Source organism: bacterium (assembly GCA_021159335.1).
Classification (GTDB): domain Bacteria; phylum UBP14; class UBA6098; order B30-G16; family B30-G16; genus JAGGRZ01.
Genome location: JAGGRZ010000120.1, coordinates 1 through 21,519, shown reverse-complemented (window position 1 = coordinate 21,519; position 21,519 = coordinate 1). Strand labels below are relative to the sequence as shown.

Here is a 21,519-nt window from a genome sequence, read left to right as displayed (position 1 = left end):
AAATTAATATTGAGCATAAAAGTGAGGCAAGCAAGCTAAATCACTAACTTTACTGTTTCACGGCGGCTTTAATGTATTTTCTCTTGCCAAGAAGTACAAATTTTACTAAACCAGCTATCATCCCAATCCCAAATGCGAAGTGGATGGTAGCAAAAGCTATTGGTAATAGCGGGAAAATCCTCGCTTTCCTTCTTTTCACTGCTTCGATAGCTGCTCCCAAAATTATTGTAATAACATACAGCCCGAATATGCACAAAAATACTGAAATCCAGAACTTGCTCACTAATGCAAACAGTGCTGAAAGGACAAGCACCACGACGAAAGCGGGGGGCACCAAATGGCGCAACCTTATTGCCCGCCCAAACTGTCCCACCATGAATGCTCTCCAAAAAGCGCTATTGAAATATTGTCGCCATAATGCGCGCAATGTTGGCCTGTTGTGGTAATAGACCACTAAATCGGGCTGAAACCAGAACCGCGCTCCGCCTTGATAGCACCGCTGGTTAAACTCGTAATCCTGATTTCTGGTTAATCTTTCGTCGAGGTAACCAAACCTTTCGAAAAGCTCTCTACGATACAAAGCGAACATAGGATTATCAACCCAACCAGATTTTTTCCCAACTCGCGCCTTAACATTTCCGAGTCCTACAGGCGATTCCATAGCCGCAGCAATAACATCGTCCCAAACTTTCCCCATGCCCGAACCAATGGATTTCAATCTGCAACTAACACCATCCGCATCCTTTTCGTAAAGGATTTTCACTGCACGCTCGATATGGTTTTCAGGCATGTACGAATGCGCGCTCATAAACATTATTAGCTCACCTGTCGCCGCTTTTATGCCAGTATTAAGCCCTCGAGGAGTGTCGCCGCGTGGGTTAGATAAAATCTTAACATTAATGTCAGTTTTGCTCACAAAATCCTCCATTATGTCCCTCGTCCTGTCCTCAGAGGCGCTGTCTACAAGTAAAAGCTCAATCAGCTCGTGAGGATATGTCTGCGAAGCTATTGACTCAAGGCACTCGCCAAGATAACGCTCCTCATTCCGTGCGATATAACTATTGATACTTTAGGAAACTCTCTCATGCTCATCAAAACTCAAAGATTCAAAGTATTAAAATCGCCAGATTCCTCCTTCGCACACCAACGAGATTATCGCAGATAAATGATTTTTTTCATAAATACATTACCATCCGCCATCACCTCAAGCAGATATACTCCCGCAGGCAATCCAGATGGATTCCAAATAAAGCGACCCGAACTTTCGGTAATCATTTTACGAAAAACCACCCTTCCATCCGGGGAGATAATTTTTGCAAATGCACTTTTTGGCACATGGGAAATATTTATTTCACATGCACTATTAAACGGGTTAGGTGAAACAACTATTTTAAGCTCCGGTCGAAGTATATGCCCCCGTGCCACATTATCGCCAGTCCAGAAACGATTTCTTATCGCATTCCATAGGGAATGACTACCCCGGTCATAGCCGAGAGCCCAGAATCCTACGCCCATAAGACTTTCGTCAATCGCGAATTCAAACCTCATATCAAGTGACATCGAATCAGAAAACCAACACTGATGCCAGGTAGTGGTTCTGTAACGATACCAAGGTGATGAGGCGTTATCATCCCATAATTTCCCTATGGATTCTGCGCGTGCTATCGCTGTCGCATAAACGACTGCAGTACCAGTTCCTATGGTTGATGCACCGCGAATCGAGTCGTTACATGCCCAATCGTAACCATAAAGAGGTAAACCAAGAATTATCTTACCCGACGCGCCACTTTGAGTCTTGTAATGGTAAATCGAGTAGGCAATATCATAAAACTCGGTCGGGTCATCAAGAGGGTCAATAGGACCAGTTGAGGGAGATGTCCGCCAGTGGTAACCGTAACACATCACAAAGAATGCATCGAAAAAATTTCTTAGCGAATCTGTCCAGAATGTTGAACGCCAATCCCCAGCGGGGGGGGCCACCGAAAGCCACGCGTCGGGTGCTCCTGCATCAAGGCTTTCACGGAACTCACGCGCAAAATCGAGAAAGTATCCGCCGTAGCCATAACCAGGAAACTCAAAGTCGATGTTCACGCCATTAGCGCCAAAAGCGAGCATAGTATCGATTATTTCGCTTATACATCTTCTTCTAAAGGCAGGGGTTGACAGCAAAGCATTAATGTCGCTCTCGCTGAAAAGCGTCACACACACATCAATTTTAACGCCAGCTGCTTTTGCGGAGTCTATCGCGGGAGACTCCCTGAAATGTCTGCATCCCGTTATCTGCCCAAGTCTGTTCAATGTGCACGAGAAGTAAGCAACCCTTGAAACCAAGCGCCAATCGGGACAGCGATATTCCCGTTCCCAATACGGAATAAAACCGTAAACAATGTAGCTAAGTCTTCCGCTTGAAATAGGCATTGGCACAGTGGCATCCGACGGAAAAAGCGAATCAGAAAAAATTTTTTCGTGCTCTTTATGAACCGAATGCAACGGTGAATCCGTCATCTCAGCTCTTGAACAGCAAAACAGAAGTAAAATTATTAAGGCAATAGCTCTTTTCATTTTACCACAACAAACCTCTTGGTTGCGACTCCATCTTTTGTTAAAAGCACAGCAAAATATGTCCCATTGGAAAGGTTAGCATCGAATTCAAAGGCTTTGTCACCACACCCCACCTGACCCTGTGCAACAATCCTCCCGCTGATGTCATAAACCCTTACAATTCCTTTCGATGGCGAAACAATTCGCAGTTTGCTATTCGAATAAGTAATGCGCAAATTATCCGATTTACCAGCAATGCTTCTTTCGCTTATTCCTACTAACCTGAAGGCACGAAGTAGAATGTGCTCATTGGGGTCGATGGATACTCTTCTTACTGAATCTGCCGTTATATAATGAAATTCATTGTAAGTTGAATCAATCCACAATGTGTCATAAATGACTTCTGGTCCAGCGTAAAGGGCTACCTCGAGTGGAGTCACAAAAGCATCAGGACCCCACGGATTTCTTTGTTCAATTCCAAGGACGGTAAAAAACGAATCGCCGTAATGCCAGCTTTGATGCCAATAGTAGAAATAGGGATACCCTCTATCGTAAACCCATTGATCGAAAAACCAATCGAGGGGATGACCATAATGGCGTTCCATCACCGCCTTAAGAGTATCAGTGACAACGGTTTTGTATCGAAACCTTGTCGTGTATTCTCGCACAGCCTCAAAAAAACTTGAATCACCAAGCAAAAACCTGAGCATATGAACAACTGAACCACCTTTAAGGTAGCATGTGCTTGAAAGATAAACATCGGGGTCATACATGGGGAAGTTCTCGCCAGAGCTTCTAAAGCGCAGATGAATCCACTTTCGATAATTCCTCGCTGAATCAGCGCCAAAAAATTTTTCCACATAAAGCATCTCGGAAAATACCGCGAATCCCTCATTAAGCCAGAAATCGCGCCAATCAGCAAGACCAACAGAATTCCCGAACCAGCTATGTGAAAGTTCATGAGCATAAACAGCCTCGTAAGCACGAGTGCCAGTTATCAATCTATCACCTATAAATGTCATAGTTTGATGTTCCATACCACCAAATCCAATGGGAACCTGTGCACTGCCATACCTCCCGAAGGGGTAATCACCAAAATAAACCTCGAATGTATCGAGTATTTCAGCAGTTCTTCCCCAATCGCGATACGCTCGCGATGAATCCACGGGATAGGAAAAATACCATATCGGAAATCCAGACGAGGATGTGTCAGACCAGAACGAGTAATTACCAGTTGCAAAGCAAATGTTATATGTGCATATCGGATAGTTCATTTCGAATATGTGTGTTACAAAATCACCTACTGTATCAGCGGAAGTCCTTGCGCCATTAGCAAACACCACAAGGCTTTCGGGCGCAGTAATGTAAAGTGTTGCCAAAGCTTTATCTCTGGGATGGTCAACGCATGGAAACCAGCAACGGGCATTCGAGGGCCACGACAGTGTAAAGATAACGGTGTCGCCATGGATGTTTCTACCGACATAATATCCGCCGTCAGGAGTAACATGGTAGTATATTTTTAGGTCAAGCGTATCACCAGAATGAAAGCTTAGGGGAAGATTAACGAAAAGCGTTCCCGACGAAATTCTATGCGAGCAAAGAGTTTCAACACCTGCGCTACGCAAAATCACGCTGTCGCAGATTATGCCATCAACATCAAAAAGCATTTCAGTTTCGGAAGTATCATACATGATTGCTTTTATTTCCACCATCGCGGAGTCCAACCTCTCGTATGGTCTTTTAATCTGCAAATGTATTCCATACCAGATTATGTCGTATCTGGTGAAATCGGAGACTGTGGGACGAGGATTTGAGTCGTATGTGACATCAATGGGATGAGCAAAAGCTATTTCGGCAAACAAAATAGCGATAACTAAACTTCTCATTTTATCCCCTCACTCAATACTTTACGAATAAATATAATGAAGCTTGCGAGGAATTTAAATTAAATTATTTTTGAATGAATGTCTATGCACTCAGACAATAAAAAATCATCCAACACTATAAAGACCCTTGCTCACCACATAGCGTTCACTCGTCCATTGCTTCTGATACCTATATGGACTGCTGCCATTCTCGGCTTCTGGGCAGGTGGTGGGAACCGCGGTGCAAAAAACCATTGGGAATTAATTCTACTCGCAACTTTCCTCGGTATAGGCATATACGGCATAAATCAGATTTTCGACAAAGTCGCTGACCGAGAGAACGAAAAACACCTTCCACTGGCTATGGGCTTAATCTCGCCTTTCATGGCTTGGTTCATAACCATCTCGGGCTTTGTCGGTGCACTTGTTATCGGCATTTTCGAAAGCCCAGCGATCGCAATACTTACTGTTATTTGCGTCCTCCTTGGAATAGCTTACTCGGCACCGCCATTGAAACTCAAAGATAGATGGCTTCACGCACTAATCGCGAACGGCGTTGGTCATGGTGCGCTGGTGTTCTTGCTGGGATATTTTTATGCGCTTCCTCAATGCGAGGAATGCAAATTCAGCATACTCGCGATTCTTAAATGTATCGCTTTCGCCTCAGCATTCGCGACAGTTTACATTTTCACAACGCTTCTGGACACAGAGGGCGACAGGAAATTCGGCAAAGAGACCATAGCGGTAAAATTTGGATTAAGAAAGTCAGGGGCTTTTGGACTGCTGGGACTTTTGATTTCCTTGATTTTGGCTGTGATAGCAAGAGAGCCGGCATTATTTCTTGCCGCTATTATAGCTACCCCATTTTACGCTGGCGCACTTGCGGACGAGAGCATCAAAAAAGCAAAAATTGAAAGAGCCAATAAAATCGCCGTCTTAGTTCTTGCGATAACGACAATATTTTACGAACCCACAATGCTTATCCCATTGGTATTGGCAATAGGCTTTGCAGCTATATATTATCGAAAAATCTTAGGTGTTAAATACCCTTAAGAATTAGTGTGATTTAAAATAAGAAAAAATTATTTTTTAGTTGCGTAAATTCGCACATATCATAAAATTCTTGTAAGAAAAGGAGGTGAAAATAGGACATTGGCAACCAGTTTAACTAAAATGGGAGGAGTTATGCGTTTAACCATTTTGCTGGTTGCCTTGATTGCCGCAAGCCTTAGTTTCGGGCTCGTTGAATACACTCCGAACTTACCAGAAAAGCAGGTAATATATCCTGAACCCAAGGTTGTCGAGGAACTTCCTGTAGATGTGGATTTCATCAGGGCAAAGGTTGACCCGATAGGTGGGAATATATCTATGCTCATTCCGAAGCCGATACAGACTGGCGTGAGGTCGGTTAATAGCCCGGAGGACGCAAAACGAGCCGCGATAGAATTTGTGAAAGAGTTCAAATCCCTTATAGGCATTTCCGCAAACAATTTGATTCCGGAGAGAGCGGAAAAGTTTAAAGGGACATGGTATGTGACACTTGCGCAGGCTTATGACGGCATAAAGGCAATCGGAAACAATCTTGAACTGAGAATTGACGAGAATGGAAAAGTGTTTCTCGTTCACAGCGATATAAAGCCGATAGAAAAACCCACCGGCGGATTTTCGCTGACATCGCAACAGGCAATAAATAGAGCCATTAATTTCCTTGGAGTAACCCAATACGAAATCAGGGAATGCCGAAAAGCTGTTGGAATATTGTGCGACGGGAAAAAATACAGCGGAAGATACATATGGTGGCTTACAATCAAAATAGAGAACCCTGTCGCGCTTTATTGGGTCTGGGTTGATGCTCAAACGGGCGAAATACTGCGCGCGGAAAACCAATTACCCACTGTAAGCGGAAGGATAACGGGACAATATCTCCCTGAGCATCGCGACGACTCAGTGCATGTGGCCGGTTTTCCATATGAATACATAGTGGTCGATGGCAGAGTAGGCTATTCAGACAGCAGCGGATACTACACCGTAGGTGGTAGCAGCAGTGGTTCACACACTTTTTTCACTGCTTTAAGAGGGAGATACTGCATAGTTTCAGATGATGCACATACAGTGCGAAGCATTGACACAACTATTATCGGCGCTTCATTCGATGTATGCTGGACTGCCCCGCCAATGTACATAGAGCAAGTGAACCTCTACTATCATGTGAATAGAATTCATAATTATTATAAATATTTCCTTGGTTACAATGGCATGGACTATAGAGTATCAGCCGAGGCAAACGATTCAAGGGTTACCGATAACGCCTATTCGGATGGCATGGGGATTCACTTCGGGCGAGAGGGCAGCAGCCTTTATAACCTCGCGTTGTTCGCGGATGTCATTTACCACGAATACACTCATCTGGTTACAGCGCGGGTTTATCCAGCTGGAACTTTGCCTTATTCAGGTCAAGGTGGCGCGATAAATGAGGGGCGTTCCGACTACTTCCCGTGCAGTTTTCTTAACGACTCACGGATGGGTGACAGAGCTTTTAAAGCATCGCCTACAGCAGCGATGAGAAATCTGAACAATTCCAAGAGATACCCGACTGACATGGTAGGCGAGCCACACCGCGACAGTCAGATAATATCGGGCGCTTGGTGGGATATAAGAAGAGTTCTTGGAGCTGGATACACTGATACTCTCGTTCATCTTGCTGCACTTCTGGGACACGCTAACACTTTTGAACGCTATCTTAACGAAATGCTTGTCATAGACGACGATGACCACGACCTGACCAACGGCACTCCTCATGCAGCGCAGATATACACAGGTTACCATAACCACGGTATAGGACCATCAGAAATTCTATCCATAGACCACACACCTCTCGGAGACCGCGAGGATACAGTGGGGACATATGAGGTAAGAGTCAGAATATTCACAGTGGTAGGACTTGACTCCACTGCTATTTGTTACAGAGTTAACTGGTCACCGTGGCATTGCGACACACTGCGCCGTTCAGGCAGCGAATGGGTGGGCGAAATACCAGCTCAAAGGTTTGGTTCAATAGTTCATTACTATCTCTATGCACACGCTCCTTCAGGCTACAATGTTTACTCGCCGGTAGGTGCTCCCGCTAACTTTTATGTGTTCCGGGTTGCGCGAGATACTATTGCACCGCAAATCAACCACACACCAATAACAAGAGCATCAGTGGCAGCCTGGTCACCTCTTGTCGCAGCCCGTGTTACTGACAACGGTTCACTGCGAGAAGTGGTGCTCGAATACAGATACAATGGGGTTCCTCAGCCGCAGGTCACATTCATATACAATGATTCGCTTGACATATGGACGGCAAGATTCGGTAGCATTCCCAGAATTGGTGATACTATCGAGTATAGAATTCGTGCTGTTGATAATTCATCAGCTTCGAATACAGCCTATTCACCATCTGCGACGAGCTGGTATTCTTTCGTTGTTCAGCGTGATTATTTAGAGGACTTCGAAACTGGCGCATTAGACTACAGACATTATAGCATTCGCAGTGGTTATTTAGATGAGTGGCATATTGAAGACTCGAGGGCACATTCTGACAGCCTGAGTTATAAGTGCGGCGGAACTGGAAGAAGGGATTATAGCGATAGAGTTGATGCTGCACTCGAGACGCCTTACATATATGTCTCGGGTGACGATACTCTCTCATTCTACCATTGGATGGATGCGGAGCTCGATAGCAGGCACTCAGGCTATGCATGGGATGGTGGCATAGTCGAGATGAGCACAGATGGTGGCGTAACATGGCGCCAGATAACTCCTATAGGTGGATATCCCTACAGAATTCAAAATAATCCCGTTTCGCCATTTAGATACAATACTCCATGTTTTTCCACAATGACTGGCTGGCAAAGAGCACGATTCGCGCTTTCATTCACAGGATGGGTAAAGTTCAGATTCCATTTCGGGAGCGACGGCTATGTTACAGGTGAGGGCTGGTATATCGACGATGTGAGAACCACAAACTACCACTGGACTGCGGTTTTAGAAAACGGGAAATGGGTTCCTGAAAAACTGGGGCTGAGTATCTCGCCTAATCCGTTCAATTCAGCGCTAAAGCTTATGATTGCTGTCCCCGAGAACGGTAAATTAACAGTTGATGTCGTGGACATAAACGGAAGATTAGTATCCAACATACACAACGCATTCGTCGAGAAAGGCTTCGTAAACCTCGTCTGGCGACCGGAAACATTACCTACAGGCATATACTTCGTCGTAGCAAGGACAAATAGTTCATCTGCTGTGAAAAAGGTGGCATTCATAAAGTAAAGAAATGTTAAGATAGAAAAAATAGGGGGAGCTTTAACTCCCCCTTTTCAATAATAATTAACTCGCATAGCTTACTTCCTCAACAACGCTTCTTTGAAAACCTCCGCGAGTCGCTTTATTCCCTCTTCTATTTCAGCTTCTGTGGGTTTTGAATAATTCAGTCTCATTGTGTTGTGCCCGCTTCCGTCGGGGAAGAAAGGCGAGCCGGGTATGTAGGCAACATTCTTCTCCACCGCTTTTGGCAAAAGCTCCATAGTATCTATGTGTTCAGGCAGCTCCACCCAAAGGAAAAGACCTCCTTCGGGCTTGGTGAATTTAACCTCAGGCGGGAAATAATGCTCCATCGCCTCGACCATGACATTTCTTCGCCTTTTATAAACTTCTTTTATCTTAGCGATATGCTCGTCAAGGCGACCATCTTTTGAAAACTCGTAGATAACATACTGTGAGAATGTGCTGGTGTGTAAGTCAGCACCCTGTTTAAGCATTACGAGCTTCTCATGCATTTCCTTAGGCGCTGCTATCCACGCTATCCTTAGCCCAGGCGCAAGAATCTTCGAGAATGTACCAAGCATCACGACATGGGACGGCGCAAGAGCTTTCATAGCTGGCGGTATATCCGCTTCAAAAGCAAGTTCGCTGTATGGGTCATCCTCTATTACCGGGACATTGTATTTTGCGGCGAGTTCGAGAATTTTCTTTCTCCTTTCAAGTGGTATGGTTCTTCCGTCAGGGTTCTGGAACGTAGGGACGAGATAAATCATGCGCACATTACCCTTATTCTTTTCAAGGACCTCCTCCAATCCGTCAACAGTCATGCCATCATCGTCGGATTCGAAAGTAATGTATTTCGGAAAATAAACATTGAACGCTTGTATTGCACCAAGGTATGTTGGTTTCGCCGTTACTATGATGCTTCCCTCATCTACAAGAGCCCTCGCGCAAAGGTCAAGACCCTGCTGAGAACCACCCGTTATGAGGATATCGTCAGGGGTAACATTTATTCCGCGCCGATTAAGACGATTAGCCAGAAGTTCCCTCAAACGGTAATAGCCCTCGGTAGTTCCATATTGTAGAGCGCTTTCTCCCTTTTCCCTGAGAACTCTTTCCGCAGCCTTGATAAGCCCCTCGGTGGGAAAAAGCTCTGGTGCTGGAAGTCCTCCCCCGAATGATATTATACCGGGTTTCTGCGTTATCTTAAGTGTTTCGCGAATTATGGATGACTTAACGGAGCGCGCCATCCTTGAAAACTGCCACTCAAAACCACCCATTGTTTCCTCCTTTTTATAAAAATATGTCCCACTATTTTAAATCCGCATCAAAGTATAGTCAACTTAATCTTTACTTTATTGCTCGTATATCGTGGGGTCTGGAATGCCAGCCTCACTAAACGCTTTTCTTCTCAATCTGCAAGCCGGGCATTTTCCGCAATGTTTTTCCCTACCGTGATAGCAAGACCATGTAAGCTCGTAAGGAACCCCAAGGGTAACTCCTATCTTCACTATTTGCGCTTTTCTAAGATGTATCAGAGGTGCTACTATCCTCAATTCGCTCTCAGGTTTACGACCTAAATTAACCGCATTCTCCATCGCTTTTATGAAGCTTTCCCGGCAATCGGGGTACCCGGAACTGTCCTCCTCGACGACGCCGACGAAAATTTTCTTTGCCCCTATAACCTCAGCCCACGCTGCAGCCATTGAAATCATTATCCCATTCCTGAAAGGGACATAAGTAAGCGGTATTTCACCAGTTTCTGGTAAATTATCAGGAACTGCTATAGCATCATCGGTAAGGGCGGAACCGCCGATAACGCTTAGGAAATTCATGTCAACCGCAATCTTTCGCTTAACGCCATAGAAATCGCACAAGGCATTGAAAGCATGTAGCTCTTTGTCTTTGCTTCGTTGATTATAATTGAAGTGAATAGCAGCAATGCTATAACCAAGAAAGGCTGCTATACCGAGCACTGTAGCGCTATCCATCCCGCCAGACACCAGAACAACACATAGCTCGCTTTTGGGCAACCGTGCCATAATATATAATTTATTTTGCTAACATCGCGTGTCCACATATATTATCAGATGATGCGATGCTGGACAAAAGTGGTCACATTACTGTTGGTTGCCTTAGTTATCCAAAGCTGCGCCAGAAGAAAACTTCCACCCGGTGGCGAAAAACTTATCGAACTCCTTGAACCATATGATGGTGCGCAAGTAACCACATTTCCCATAAATTTCGATTGGACATCATACAGCGGTGCAAAAATCTATCGGCTACAAATTTTTCGTGCTGATGCGCCGAATAGCCCTTTCCTGACCCTAACCTCTGATATATCAAGCTATGAACTGAACTCACCTCTTGAGGATGGTCGATACCTTTGGTGTGTTTCCATTAGCACCGATAGCTCTAATTTCACAGTACATTCTGATACATTCGAGTTCACGGTTAGGCACAGGGTTGAACTGCTTTTCCCTCATGACGGAATGACTCTTAACCTTTCTCGCGTATATCTAAACTGGCGCACATATCCCGATGCCAATGGATACAGAATCCTCATATTAAAGGACGACTCGATAATCTGGGACCGAATAGAATTCAACTCATCGGTTAAAACATCAGTTCCACTTTTCGATGGTGAATACAGATGGTGTGTTGGTGTGCGTTGCGGTGATGATTCTACATTCGGGCATTACTCTGACACATTAAAGTTTATCATTCGCCAGCGTCCGCTAAGACTTGCATCGGCTGTCCCAACCCCCGGTTCAGCACGCGATGTTATAGCACACGAAAACAAGCTGTTTGTCGCCGATAACCAGGCTGGCGTTACTGTTATCGACATAAGCGATATAAACAATCCGCGAACAATTAGCACATTCAGATGGGAAGGGCACTGGTACACTCGACGGGTGCTCTGGGACAACCTTTTCGGTGTCTTAATAACGGGCGACTACCGCGGCAACCCAGCCCTCTCGCTTTTCGACATCTCAGATATAACATCTCCTGAATGGCTATCCGGAATATGGATAAGAAGGTTCACAGATATCGACAGCCAATATCGAGGGGAAACATTGTTCGTGTTCGTTTCCGATGCCGAGGACGGACTTTATACTATTAGTATTCACTCAAGATACTTCATTCAACAACGAGGAGAGCCACTTCGCGCTCTCGGTTTCGGATTTGGCGTGGAAGTAATCGACTCTATTGTTGCTGTTGGCGCGGGGGATGGCGGCGTGGTGCTCTTAGATGCAAGATTCCCGGATAGTGTCACGGTCCTATCGAGATGCTACACTTTTGGTGATGCGAACAGATTGATTCTCGACAATAACTTGCTCTATGTGGCCAATGGCATTCAGGGACTCGCCGTAGTGGACATAAGCAATCCGTTAGAACCAAGGCTCATTTTCAATTCAGACATTCAATCAGGCGACGCTCAAGGGGTCGCGATAGGAACATTTGATGGCCACAAATACCTCGCACTGGCGGTAGGTTCGGAAGGTGTCCTATTTTATGACCTATCAACTCCATATGCACCGTCACTGGTCGGACAACTCGAAACACCATATGCATACAATGTTCGTTTCTATGATGGATGGTTCCTAATTTGCGATAGAGATTGGGGAATAGTGTTCGCAGCGAAATCAACTCATTGAAGGAGGCAAAATGGGGCTTGAACGCTACATAAGAAACATTCCCGACTTTCCCAAACCGGGTATAATTTTCCGTGACATTACAACACTATTACAGGAACCGGAGGCATTCAAGGCGACAGTTGACGAATTCGTCGAAAGATACAAGAACCAGAATATAGATGTCATAGCTGCCATAGAATCGAGAGGATTCATTTTTGGTGGTGCGATAGCATATCTTCTCGGTGCAAGCTTCGTCCCCATAAGAAAAAAAGGCAAACTACCGTGGAAAACGATATCTGCACAATACGAGCTCGAATATGGTGTGGACGAACTCGAGATTCACACGGATGCTGTAAAATCGGGACAAAGAGTGCTTTTATTCGACGACCTTATCGCAACAGGTGGCACACTAAAAGCCGCATGTGAGCTGATAGAAAAATTGGGAGGAGAAGTCGTCGAAGTAGCCGTTGTGATAGAACTCGTTGACCTTAAGGGAAGAGAAAAAATAGCTCCAAAAAAGCTATTCTCACTCATTAAGTTTGAGGGCGAATAAATGAAGGAGACACAATGAAAATTCAATTTCTTGGTGCCACAAGAGGGGTTACTGGTTCCAAACATCTTATAACCACTGAAAACGGCACAAAAGTTCTTCTTGACTGTGGACTTTTTCAGGGAAGGCGAAAGGAAAGTCGCGAGAAAAACAGAAATCTTCCTTTTGACGCATCCACTCTCGATGCGGTAATTCTTGGTCATGCTCACATTGACCATTCGGGCAATCTTCCCAATCTCGTCAAGTCAGGATATAGAGGGACAATTTACGCAACACCACCCACAGACCAGCTATGCCATTATATGCTTCCAGATTCAGCATACCTTCAAGAGCGCGACGCTGAATTCGTGAATAAAAAGCACAAAAAGCGCGGATTACCGCCCGTTGAACCTATATACACGCTCGCCGACGCAATGGACGCCATAAGACACATAAAACCTTATCCTCTTAACCAATGGATACGGGTTGCTGATGATGTCGAATACATGCACATCGAAGCAGGGCATGTTCTTGGCGCAGCTTTAACGAAGGTGCGCGTGAAGGAAAACGGTAAGGAAATAACACTTGGTTACATAGTCGACCTCGGACGGAAAAAGCTTCCTCTCCTGCGCGACCCTGAGCAAATGAGAGATGTCGATTACGCCATAATAGAAAGCACTTACGGAAACAGAATCCACGAACCTATTGAAGAAGCAAAAAAGCAACTTGAGGAAGTAATTAATCGAACCTACGAGCGCGGCGGAAAAATAATAATTCCATCCTTTGCTCTTGAAAGGTCACAGGAACTACTTTACTTCATAAACGAACTACTCGTAGAGAAGCGAATACCCAGAATGCCCGTTATAATCGATTCTCCACTGGCAGTTAACATAACCATGGTTTTTCGTGAATTTTACGACTGGTTCGACCAAGAGACACAGGAATTACTGAGCAAGGGCAAGGACCCGTTTTCCGAGGCGATGATAGAATATGTACGCTCAGTAGAGCGCTCAAAAGAGCTTAACAGCATCGACCAGCCGATGATAATAATATCAGCATCGGGCATGGCAGAAGCAGGAAGAATTCTGCACCATCTCGCCAACAACATAGAAAATCCCAAAAACACTATTATGATAGTGGGTTTTATGGCTGAGAACACTTTGGGTAGAAAACTTGCCGACGGGTTCAAAGAGGTTCCCATACTCGGTGATAGATATAAAGTTCGAGCTGAGGTATTTGTGTCGCACGCTTTCTCCGCACATGCCGATAAAAAAGAACTTCTCGAATACGCGAAAAACCTCGGTCCCGTGAAGAAAATGTTCGTTGTTCACGGTGAAGAGACGGAAGCGCTTGAACTTGCTCTGGCATTAAAAGGGCTCGATAACATCGGTGATGTCTATGTCCCACACGAAGGCGACGAAGCCGAACTCGATTAGAAACAACAATAAAGTTGAAACAAGACCATCATTTGATATCATTTACCTGATTCGTCATAAATTAAGGAGCAAAAATGAAACGAGCGGTGCTTTTGACAATCCTTTTTGCCGTGACCATAGCCTTCGCAAGGGAATCCGCACAAAGCTGGCAAAAGGGAATAGTCTTTTTCAAACGCGGTGATTACCAAATAAGACGGGAAATAATGAGCTATCCAAGACCATTAAGAAGGAAATTTGCTGAAAAATATCTCAAAGCACTAAACGCAAGTTACTTAAGGCAATTCGTAGCTGAGCTAAAGCAAAACGGACTTGAATCTAAGGTTAAAGTGGTTCGCTCATTATGGCTTGGGAACGGAGCAATAATAATGTGGAGCAATAACACCACAAAAGACAAACTTGAGAAATTCTCAAGCGTGGAAGCTATTTACGAGGATTTCTGGGGCTACGAAGCTCTTGGAACAAACTCTCCAGCCGACGCACTCGACATAGCATGGGGAGTAACAAAAATAGGCGCACCTTCGGCATGGGCGGCTGGACTAAGAGGGCAAAATGTTTTGGTTGCTATCCTCGACTCAGGGGTAAGATATACCCATGATGACCTGAGGAACAACATGTGGTTTAACGACGACGAGATACCCTCAAACGGCGTGGATGACGACGGGAATGGATACATAGACGACTATTATGGTTACGATTTTATAAACGATGATGGCGACCCGATGGATGACATGCCGGTATTCTATCACGGGACTCACTGTGCGGGTATAGTAGCCGGCACCGGTGCAAGCGGCACGCAAACTGGCGTAGCACCCAGAGCCAAAATAATGGCCGTAAAAGTTATAGCTGCATCAGGCACTGGTAATGCAGCAGCATTAGCGCTCGGCCTGCAATACGCCGCGGAAAATTATGCGGATGTCATATCACTTTCCATGGGTTTCAGGAATCCGGATGACTTGGTAAAAAACTTTGCTCGTCCGCTTATGGAAGACCTGCTGCTACTTGGCATACCTGCAGCAGTAGCGGCTGGCAACGAGGGCGGCGTATACCCTGCCCCACACGATATAAGCTCACCTGCTGATTGCCCATCTCCTTGGCAACGCCCCGGCGAGGATTCAGCGAGAACTGCTGCTATAGCTGTAGGAGCAACGGACCAATATGATCGAATAGCAGCATCCTCAAGCTATGGACCAACAGAATGGAACACGGATAGATATAACGATTACCCCTACCCCCCGGGTCTTATGAAACCGGATGTTGCAGCGCCCGGGGTAAGCATTAACTCTACCTGGGGCGGGAGCGACAATGGTTACTGGCGCTCATCTGGAACGAGCATGGCTGCTCCTCATGTGGCTGGTGCATTGGCACTCATGCTTTCAAAAAATCCTTTAGCCACACCCGAGCTTCTCGACTCCTTGCTTCAGACCACTGCACTCGACCGCGGACGCCCGGGCAAAGACTCACTTTATGGCAGTGGCAGGATAAGAGCTAATGTCGCGGTAAGCCGCGTACCTGCTCCGACCGAACCATTAATAACTTACAGGAAATACAGGCTCTTTGAGCGAACCGGCGATGGCAATGGCATTCCAGACCCTGGTGAAACTGCGAATCTGCTCGTTTTTATTAGAAACGACGGAGCCAAGGCATTCGGTGTCGAAGCCACGATTTCAACGCCGTGTACGTTGATTGATATTGTCGACAGCTTTACGATATATGGAAATTTGGATGTTGGCGAGGTAAAAGCAAACGAAGCGGACTCATTCGAGATAGACATATCTTCCACTGCACCTAATGGTCTAACTTTTCCGCTTATAATTCGAGCCGAGGATGATAGCGGCAACTTATGGATTGACACATTTACGGTAATGATCTCTCGGTACGCACGCACGACGCAAGAGATAAGAACATCACTTTTGACGCTAACCATAACTAACTTCGGCGAGCTTGGCTTTTTCGACCCGACGAGAACGGGGTCACCCGGGGTGGGTTTCGTTTACGGTGGATACAATTATCTTTTCGGTGGCACTGCAATACTGGCATTCGGTTACGAGGATGTTGTCACTGGTGAAGACGGCATAAACAGTGAATTCATGCCGGTCTCGTCAATAGAAACAGCCACGCCAGGACCAGGAGATAGGATGCTTAGCACAGCGTTCGTTGATAGCCAATCGAGAGTCCTTGTCAAAATGGACGCCATAACATGGACAACGCCCACCGATGCTAATTTCATTATCCTAAGGTATATAACCGAGAACATAAGCGATGCTACGATAGACAGCTTTTACTTCGGTGTTTACCTCGACTTCGACATTAATTTTGACGCTACCTCTCACGTGTGGCAGGACCTTGCAAGGTGGAACTCAAGCCTCGGTTTTGGCTACATGTGGGATGGTTCTACCTTGCCACCCAATCCTGCGTATGTCGGAATAGCATCAGTTATCGGCGGTATTCGAGGCTCAGTAGTGCACAACCCCACTCATGTTTATCCCGACTCCATGGGTTGGGTCGATTCCGTAAAGTACAACTTCCTTGCAGGCAGATTCAGTCTTTCCACTGGCTCCACTGGCGACGATTGGTCCCTCATAATAGGTGATGGTCCCATATCCCTTGCCCCTGGTGAATCGGACACTTTCGCATACGCTATAATAGCCGCGGACAATGAATCAGAATTCCGCGCAAAAGCTTTGCAAGCGCGCTCCCACGCTGGTGAGCTTGTAAAAATCGAAGAGCAGGTAGCAAAACCTGAAAAACTTCAAATAGACGCGGCACCGAATCCCTTCAACGATGTGGTTACGATAAAGCTTACGAACTCAAAGAAAGCAGAATTGAAAATATACGACATAAAAGGAACGATAGTTTTATCGCGAAAAATCGGTGCAAACAGCATATTTAAATGGGACGCCAAAGGACTTCCTACAGGGTTATACATCATAAAAGCGAGTGATGGGACCCAAAATGTTAGCAAAAAAGTTCTATTTATAAAGTAACACCAGCTGCACGATTAAATTAACTTGCCTGTTCTATTAGTTTATCTATCGCCTGGCTTACCTGTTGTTTAATCTTGGGATACTCCTCAGCAACCTTGTCGTTCGGGATGTATTTCGCCCTTGCTATAAGCTCCCTTTCAGGAAGATATTGGATTTTTTCGAATGGCACACCTGCATCGATTGCTCTCTTCGCCTCGCCTTCAAACGAGAGAACAAGGTCGAGTAATAATTTTTGCTTTTCAATAGGACAGTATGTATCAACTTCGTGGAATGCGTGCTGCTGGAGAAAATCCTCCCTTATAGAACGCGCCACCTCAAGCACTAATCTGTCACTCACTGGCAGAGACTCCGCACCAACAAGACGAACAATCTCCTGAAGTTCAGCTTCCTTCTGCAGCAGCTCAAGAGCGTGATTACGCTGTTTGACGAATTCCTCGCCGAGGTTTTCAATAAACCACGGGTCGAGATTTTCGTGATAAAGTGTATAGCTCGTTAACCAAGATATAGCGGGGAAATGACGCTGGTAGGCGAGCTCATCCACTAATGACCAGAAAACTCTTACCACTCGTAATGTCGCCTGCACCACTGGGTCGGATAGGTCTCCACCGGGAGGTGATACAGCACCTATAACCGACAGCGCGCCCTTACGGTCGTCTTGGCCAAGCGTCTCAACATATCCTGCCCTTTCGTAGAACTCTGCAATTCTTCGTCCGAGATATGCAGGGTAACCTTCCTCTCCGGGCATTTCCTCAAGCCTTCCGGAAATCTCTCTCATAGCCTCAGCCCATCTTGATGTTGAATCTGCCATAAGCGCAACAGAATACCCCATGTCGCGGAAATACTCGGCTATAGTTATTCCGGTATAAACTGACGCTTCGCGCGCAGCAACAGGCATGTTTGATGTATTCGCAACCAAAACCGTTCTCTCCATCAACGGTCTTCCCGATTTAGGGTCAACCAATTCAGGGAACTCAGTCAAAACATCGGTCATCTCGTTTCCGCGCTCACCGCAACCAACATAAACTATTATCTCGGCATCGCACCATTTTGCCAACTGATGCTGTATAACCGTCTTACCAGAACCGAACGGACCGGGAACACACGCTGTGCCGCCCTTAGCCACCGGGAAGAAAGTATCAAGCACACGCTGACCAGTAACAAGAGGCATAAACGGTCTCAGCTTCCTTTTATAGGGTCTTGGCGTGCGAACAGGCCACTTCTGAAGCATCGTTATTTTTACTTCCTCACCATCGTCGCCCTCAAGAACGCAGACGGTATCCTCTACCGTGAAGTCACCCTCCTCAATATGCACCACCGTCCCTGACACGCCCGGCGGAACCATTATTCTATGCTCGATTATGGGAGTTTCCTGCACTGTGCCTATTATATCACCACCAATAACTTTGTCGCCCTTTTTAACTTTGGGAACGAAATGCCATTTTTTGTCTCTTGGCAAAGCCTCAATGTGAATTCCGCGCGTTATGAAATCGCCGACCTGCTCTCTTATAAGAGTTAGTGGTCTCTGTATTCCATCGAAAATAGAGGTTAAAAGCCCCGGTCCAAGCTCCACAGAAAGGGGAGCACCTGTTAGATAAACTGGCTCACCAACGCCAATGCCACTTGTCTCCTCGTAGACCTGTATCGAGGCGAGGTCACCGCGAAGCTCTATTATTTCGCCAACGAGCCTTTGCTCGGAAACATGAACGACATCGTACATTCTTGCACCATACATGTTCTCAGCCACGACCAACGGGCCTGCAACTTTAATTGTTTTTCCTACCTGCTCTTTCATAGCTTTACTCCTCACTTTCGATTCGGAAACATTATTTAGTAGTTTAGCGCTATTTGGTCAAGATTCTTTTTTAGGTTACAAATTGCCTTCGTAAATTTCGTTGTACAACTTTAAATAATTGCGCGCAGAGGACTCCCATGAGAAGTCCATCTTCATACCTCTTTGCATAATCTCAAGCCACCTTTCACGGTCCCTGAACGCCATAAGTGCCCTTTGAACGGCTTTCAGAAGTGCATCCGCATCGTAGCGAGTGAAAAGGAAGCCTGTTCCCAATTCGGGATTCTCATCTGCGTCGACAACGGTGTCCGCTATTCCTCCAACTTTGTGTGCTATAGGTGGTGTGCCGTATCTCATGGAATACATCTGATTAAGTCCGCACGGCTCGAAACGGGATGGCATCAAAAACATATCAGAACCTGCTTCTATATAATGAGCAAGCTCGGCATGAAAACCAGTCTTAACGCCCAATTTCTCAGGGTATGCCTTTGATTTTTCAATGAAAAACTTCTCGTATTTAGGGTCACCAGAACCAAGTATCACAAGCTGCAAATCGAGCTCCATCAATTCATCGATAGCATCAGCCAGAAGGTCGTAGCCCTTCTGCTCAGTCATTCGGCTTATCATACCTATAAGTGGCCTTTCTGCATCGTAGGGCAGGTCGTATTCTTTAAGCAGCAATTTTTTCATCTTCGCCTTTCCCGTTAGGTCGTCGAGCCAGTAGTGATGCGGAATGAATTTATCCACTCTTGGGTCCCACACCGAGTAGTCGACACCATTAAGGATTCCGAAAAGCTTATCGGCATGCTCTCTTAAAACGCCATCGAGCCCCTCCCCGAATTCGGGCGTCTGAATTTCCTCTTTGTAAGTTGGGCTAACGGTGTTCACTGCGTCGGCGAAAATTATGCCTACTTTAAGAAAATTAACTTTCCCGTAAAACTCGAAAGGTCCCGTGGGATAGAACAGTTCCCAGCCAAGGCCTATGATATCAAGCACATCTTTATCAAAAACGCCCTGATACGCGAGATTGTGGATGGTGAGCAGCGATTTGGTTCGCGACCAGTTAGGAGGTAGCCCATTGGCAAGCTTTAGAAAAGCGGGCATCAAAGCAGTGTGGTTGTCGTTTACATGGAGTATCTGTGTGTTAATTCCAAGTGCGACGACAGCCTCGAAAACAGCTTTCTGGAAAAACACCAGCCTTTCAGCTGTGTCTGGAAAAGGCTTCTTCGTTACGGGGTCAAGATAAACTCCCTCTCTGCCGAATAATCTCTCGTTAGCAATGAAATAAATGGGAACATCTGAATCGGGTAATTTAGCTTGAAATAGTTGAAACTCCTCTACTTTATCGTCAAGCTTCACTTTAAGTCCAGCAATGCCCGCATCGGAGATTCCGAAGTCATCAGCTTTTTTCTTTACATCACCATAATATGGCATGAATAGCACGATATCCACACCAAGCTCATAAAGAGCCTTTGGCAAAGCGCCTGCGACATCGGCAAGTCCCCCCACTTTCGCGAACGGAAATACCTCGGCAGCGACGAAAACCACATTTTTAACCATTTTGTCCCCTTTTTAAAAGTGCGGATAGAAAGGTTTTGTTTGAAGCTTATATTTGAAACTTATGAACCTGTTCGGCGATTCGCCGCCAAATCCAGTTATAACCAGTTTAACGAAATTATTACTCGATGTTTTTATCGCGTAAACCCTCATCGTGACATCGGTATGGTCGCTCCAGTCATTATCCGTGGTTTGGGGGTAATCGTCAAGGGTGCCTGTTCCCATAGTTTTGAAATATGTGTGACCTGTCCACGCAGTTCCTGCAAGATGAGGGCTTTTAAGCGCCAGCCCTGAACCACATTCGGGACAATCCTCGAGGTAAAAGTCAGGTTCGGGTGTGGTCTCATCAGCGCGTAGAGCGACACCATTCTGGAAATTAAATGCACAAATGGTGTCCGAGGCTATCTCATATATGGTTCCCATGCCCATTAAAACGGGCGAGGTCTCGGTTATTACCAAACCAGAGGTAGTATCGCGATCGTCAACAGTCCGCACAGCTCTTATCGCGAAGTAATATATGCCATTAAGGTCGAGCGAATCACCGCGATAACTTGTCAAAAGATAGGTAGTATCGAGCGATGGTTCAGCCCAAACTTTGTAGGAATCAAGCTGAGCAGAGGTCATGGTCGCAGGGTCGGTCATGCTTATATAAAGTAAGTATCCCTTAAACCCTTCTGCTCCGTGCTGGGGTGATTTTGCCCAGCAAATTCTTATGGAATCGGTGTAGGCTATAGGCAAAAGCGAGGTTGGTGCATCTATCGGTGTAGGTTCGGGTTTGGTTTCCTCTTTGCCACAACCAACGATAAAAACCGAAAAAGCCGCTACCACAACAATTAAAATTGCCATGAGCACATTTTTCCCCCCTTTTAAAAAAATTT

Annotated in this window: 14 protein-coding genes; 6 read left to right on the top strand and 8 right to left on the bottom strand. The window is 45.7% G+C overall.

Features of this window, described 5'->3' with window-relative positions; genetic code table 11:
• Positions 1–49: 49 nt before the first annotated feature.
• From J7J62_06590 to J7J62_06580, 3 genes are all read right to left on the bottom strand, one after another.
• The gene (locus tag J7J62_06590; GenBank protein MCD6124821.1) at positions 50–1,066 is read right to left on the bottom strand and encodes a glycosyltransferase; all 1,017 of its coding nucleotides are present in this window, start codon (positions 1,064–1,066) and stop codon (positions 50–52) included.
• Positions 1,067–1,152: 86 nt separating this feature from the next.
• A complete protein-coding gene (locus tag J7J62_06585) occupies positions 1,153–2,562 on the bottom strand; it encodes a T9SS type A sorting domain-containing protein (protein ID MCD6124820.1) in 1,410 nt (469 codons plus the stop codon).
• Positions 2,559–4,427, bottom strand: coding sequence for a T9SS type A sorting domain-containing protein (locus J7J62_06580; protein ID MCD6124819.1), 1,869 nt, complete (start codon positions 4,425–4,427; stop codon positions 2,559–2,561). Before J7J62_06580 ends, J7J62_06585 begins: the two co-directional genes overlap by 4 nt.
• A 78-nt stretch (positions 4,428–4,505) precedes the next feature.
• Here J7J62_06580 and J7J62_06575 point away from each other — a divergent pair, with 78 nt between their 5' ends.
• Together J7J62_06575 and J7J62_06570 are read left to right on the top strand one after the other, a co-directional pair.
• Positions 4,506–5,459, top strand: a complete 954-nt coding sequence (locus tag J7J62_06575) for a UbiA family prenyltransferase (GenBank protein MCD6124818.1) — start codon at positions 4,506–4,508, stop codon at positions 5,457–5,459.
• A 132-nt stretch (positions 5,460–5,591) separates the two neighbouring features.
• Positions 5,592–8,717: a T9SS type A sorting domain-containing protein gene (locus J7J62_06570; GenBank protein MCD6124817.1), complete on the top strand. Its 3,126-nt coding sequence runs from the start codon at positions 5,592–5,594 to the stop codon at positions 8,715–8,717.
• A gap of 71 nt (positions 8,718–8,788) precedes the next feature.
• On the opposite strand, the gene J7J62_06565 is transcribed toward J7J62_06570, so the two are convergent.
• Positions 8,789–9,988, bottom strand: coding sequence for a PLP-dependent aminotransferase family protein (locus J7J62_06565; GenBank protein MCD6124816.1), 1,200 nt, complete (start codon positions 9,986–9,988; stop codon positions 8,789–8,791).
• 75 nt (positions 9,989–10,063) lie between these two features.
• The gene (gene queC, locus J7J62_06560; GenBank protein ID MCD6124815.1) at positions 10,064–10,750 is read right to left on the bottom strand and encodes a 7-cyano-7-deazaguanine synthase QueC; all 687 of its coding nucleotides are present in this window, start codon (positions 10,748–10,750) and stop codon (positions 10,064–10,066) included.
• 48 nt (positions 10,751–10,798) lie between these two features.
• Here queC and J7J62_06555 point away from each other — a divergent pair, with 48 nt between their 5' ends.
• The 4 genes from J7J62_06555 (at position 10,799) to J7J62_06540 (ending at position 17,295) form a co-directional block, all read left to right on the top strand.
• Positions 10,799–12,367 carry a hypothetical protein gene (locus J7J62_06555; GenBank protein ID MCD6124814.1) on the top strand — a complete coding sequence of 523 codons (1,569 nt, stop codon included), beginning with the start codon at positions 10,799–10,801 and terminating at the stop codon, positions 12,365–12,367.
• Between the two features lie 10 nt (positions 12,368–12,377).
• Complete coding sequence (locus J7J62_06550; GenBank protein MCD6124813.1) at positions 12,378–12,899, top strand: adenine phosphoribosyltransferase; 522 nt, start codon at positions 12,378–12,380, stop codon at positions 12,897–12,899.
• Between the two features lie 14 nt (positions 12,900–12,913).
• Positions 12,914–14,311, top strand: coding sequence for an MBL fold metallo-hydrolase (locus tag J7J62_06545; GenBank protein ID MCD6124812.1), 1,398 nt, complete (start codon positions 12,914–12,916; stop codon positions 14,309–14,311).
• Positions 14,312–14,385: 74 nt separating this feature from the next.
• Positions 14,386–17,295, top strand: coding sequence for a S8 family peptidase (locus J7J62_06540; GenBank protein MCD6124811.1), 2,910 nt, complete (start codon positions 14,386–14,388; stop codon positions 17,293–17,295).
• Positions 17,296–17,314: 19 nt separating this feature from the next.
• Here the strand turns inward: J7J62_06540 and J7J62_06535 are convergent, their stop codons facing one another.
• The 3 genes from J7J62_06535 to J7J62_06525 all read right to left on the bottom strand — a co-directional run bounded on the left by J7J62_06535 (position 17,315) and on the right by J7J62_06525 (position 21,487).
• The gene (locus tag J7J62_06535; protein ID MCD6124810.1) at positions 17,315–19,087 is read right to left on the bottom strand and encodes a V-type ATP synthase subunit A; all 1,773 of its coding nucleotides are present in this window, start codon (positions 19,085–19,087) and stop codon (positions 17,315–17,317) included.
• A 75-nt stretch (positions 19,088–19,162) separates the two neighbouring features.
• On the bottom strand, positions 19,163–20,644 hold the full coding sequence (glgA, locus tag J7J62_06530) for a glycogen synthase GlgA (GenBank protein ID MCD6124809.1): 1,482 nt from the start codon (positions 20,642–20,644) through the stop codon (positions 19,163–19,165).
• 12 nt (positions 20,645–20,656) lie between these two features.
• Entirely contained in the window at positions 20,657–21,487 is an 831-nt protein-coding gene (locus J7J62_06525) for an HmuY family protein (GenBank protein ID MCD6124808.1), read from the bottom strand.
• Between the last annotated feature and the right edge of the window lie 32 nt (positions 21,488–21,519).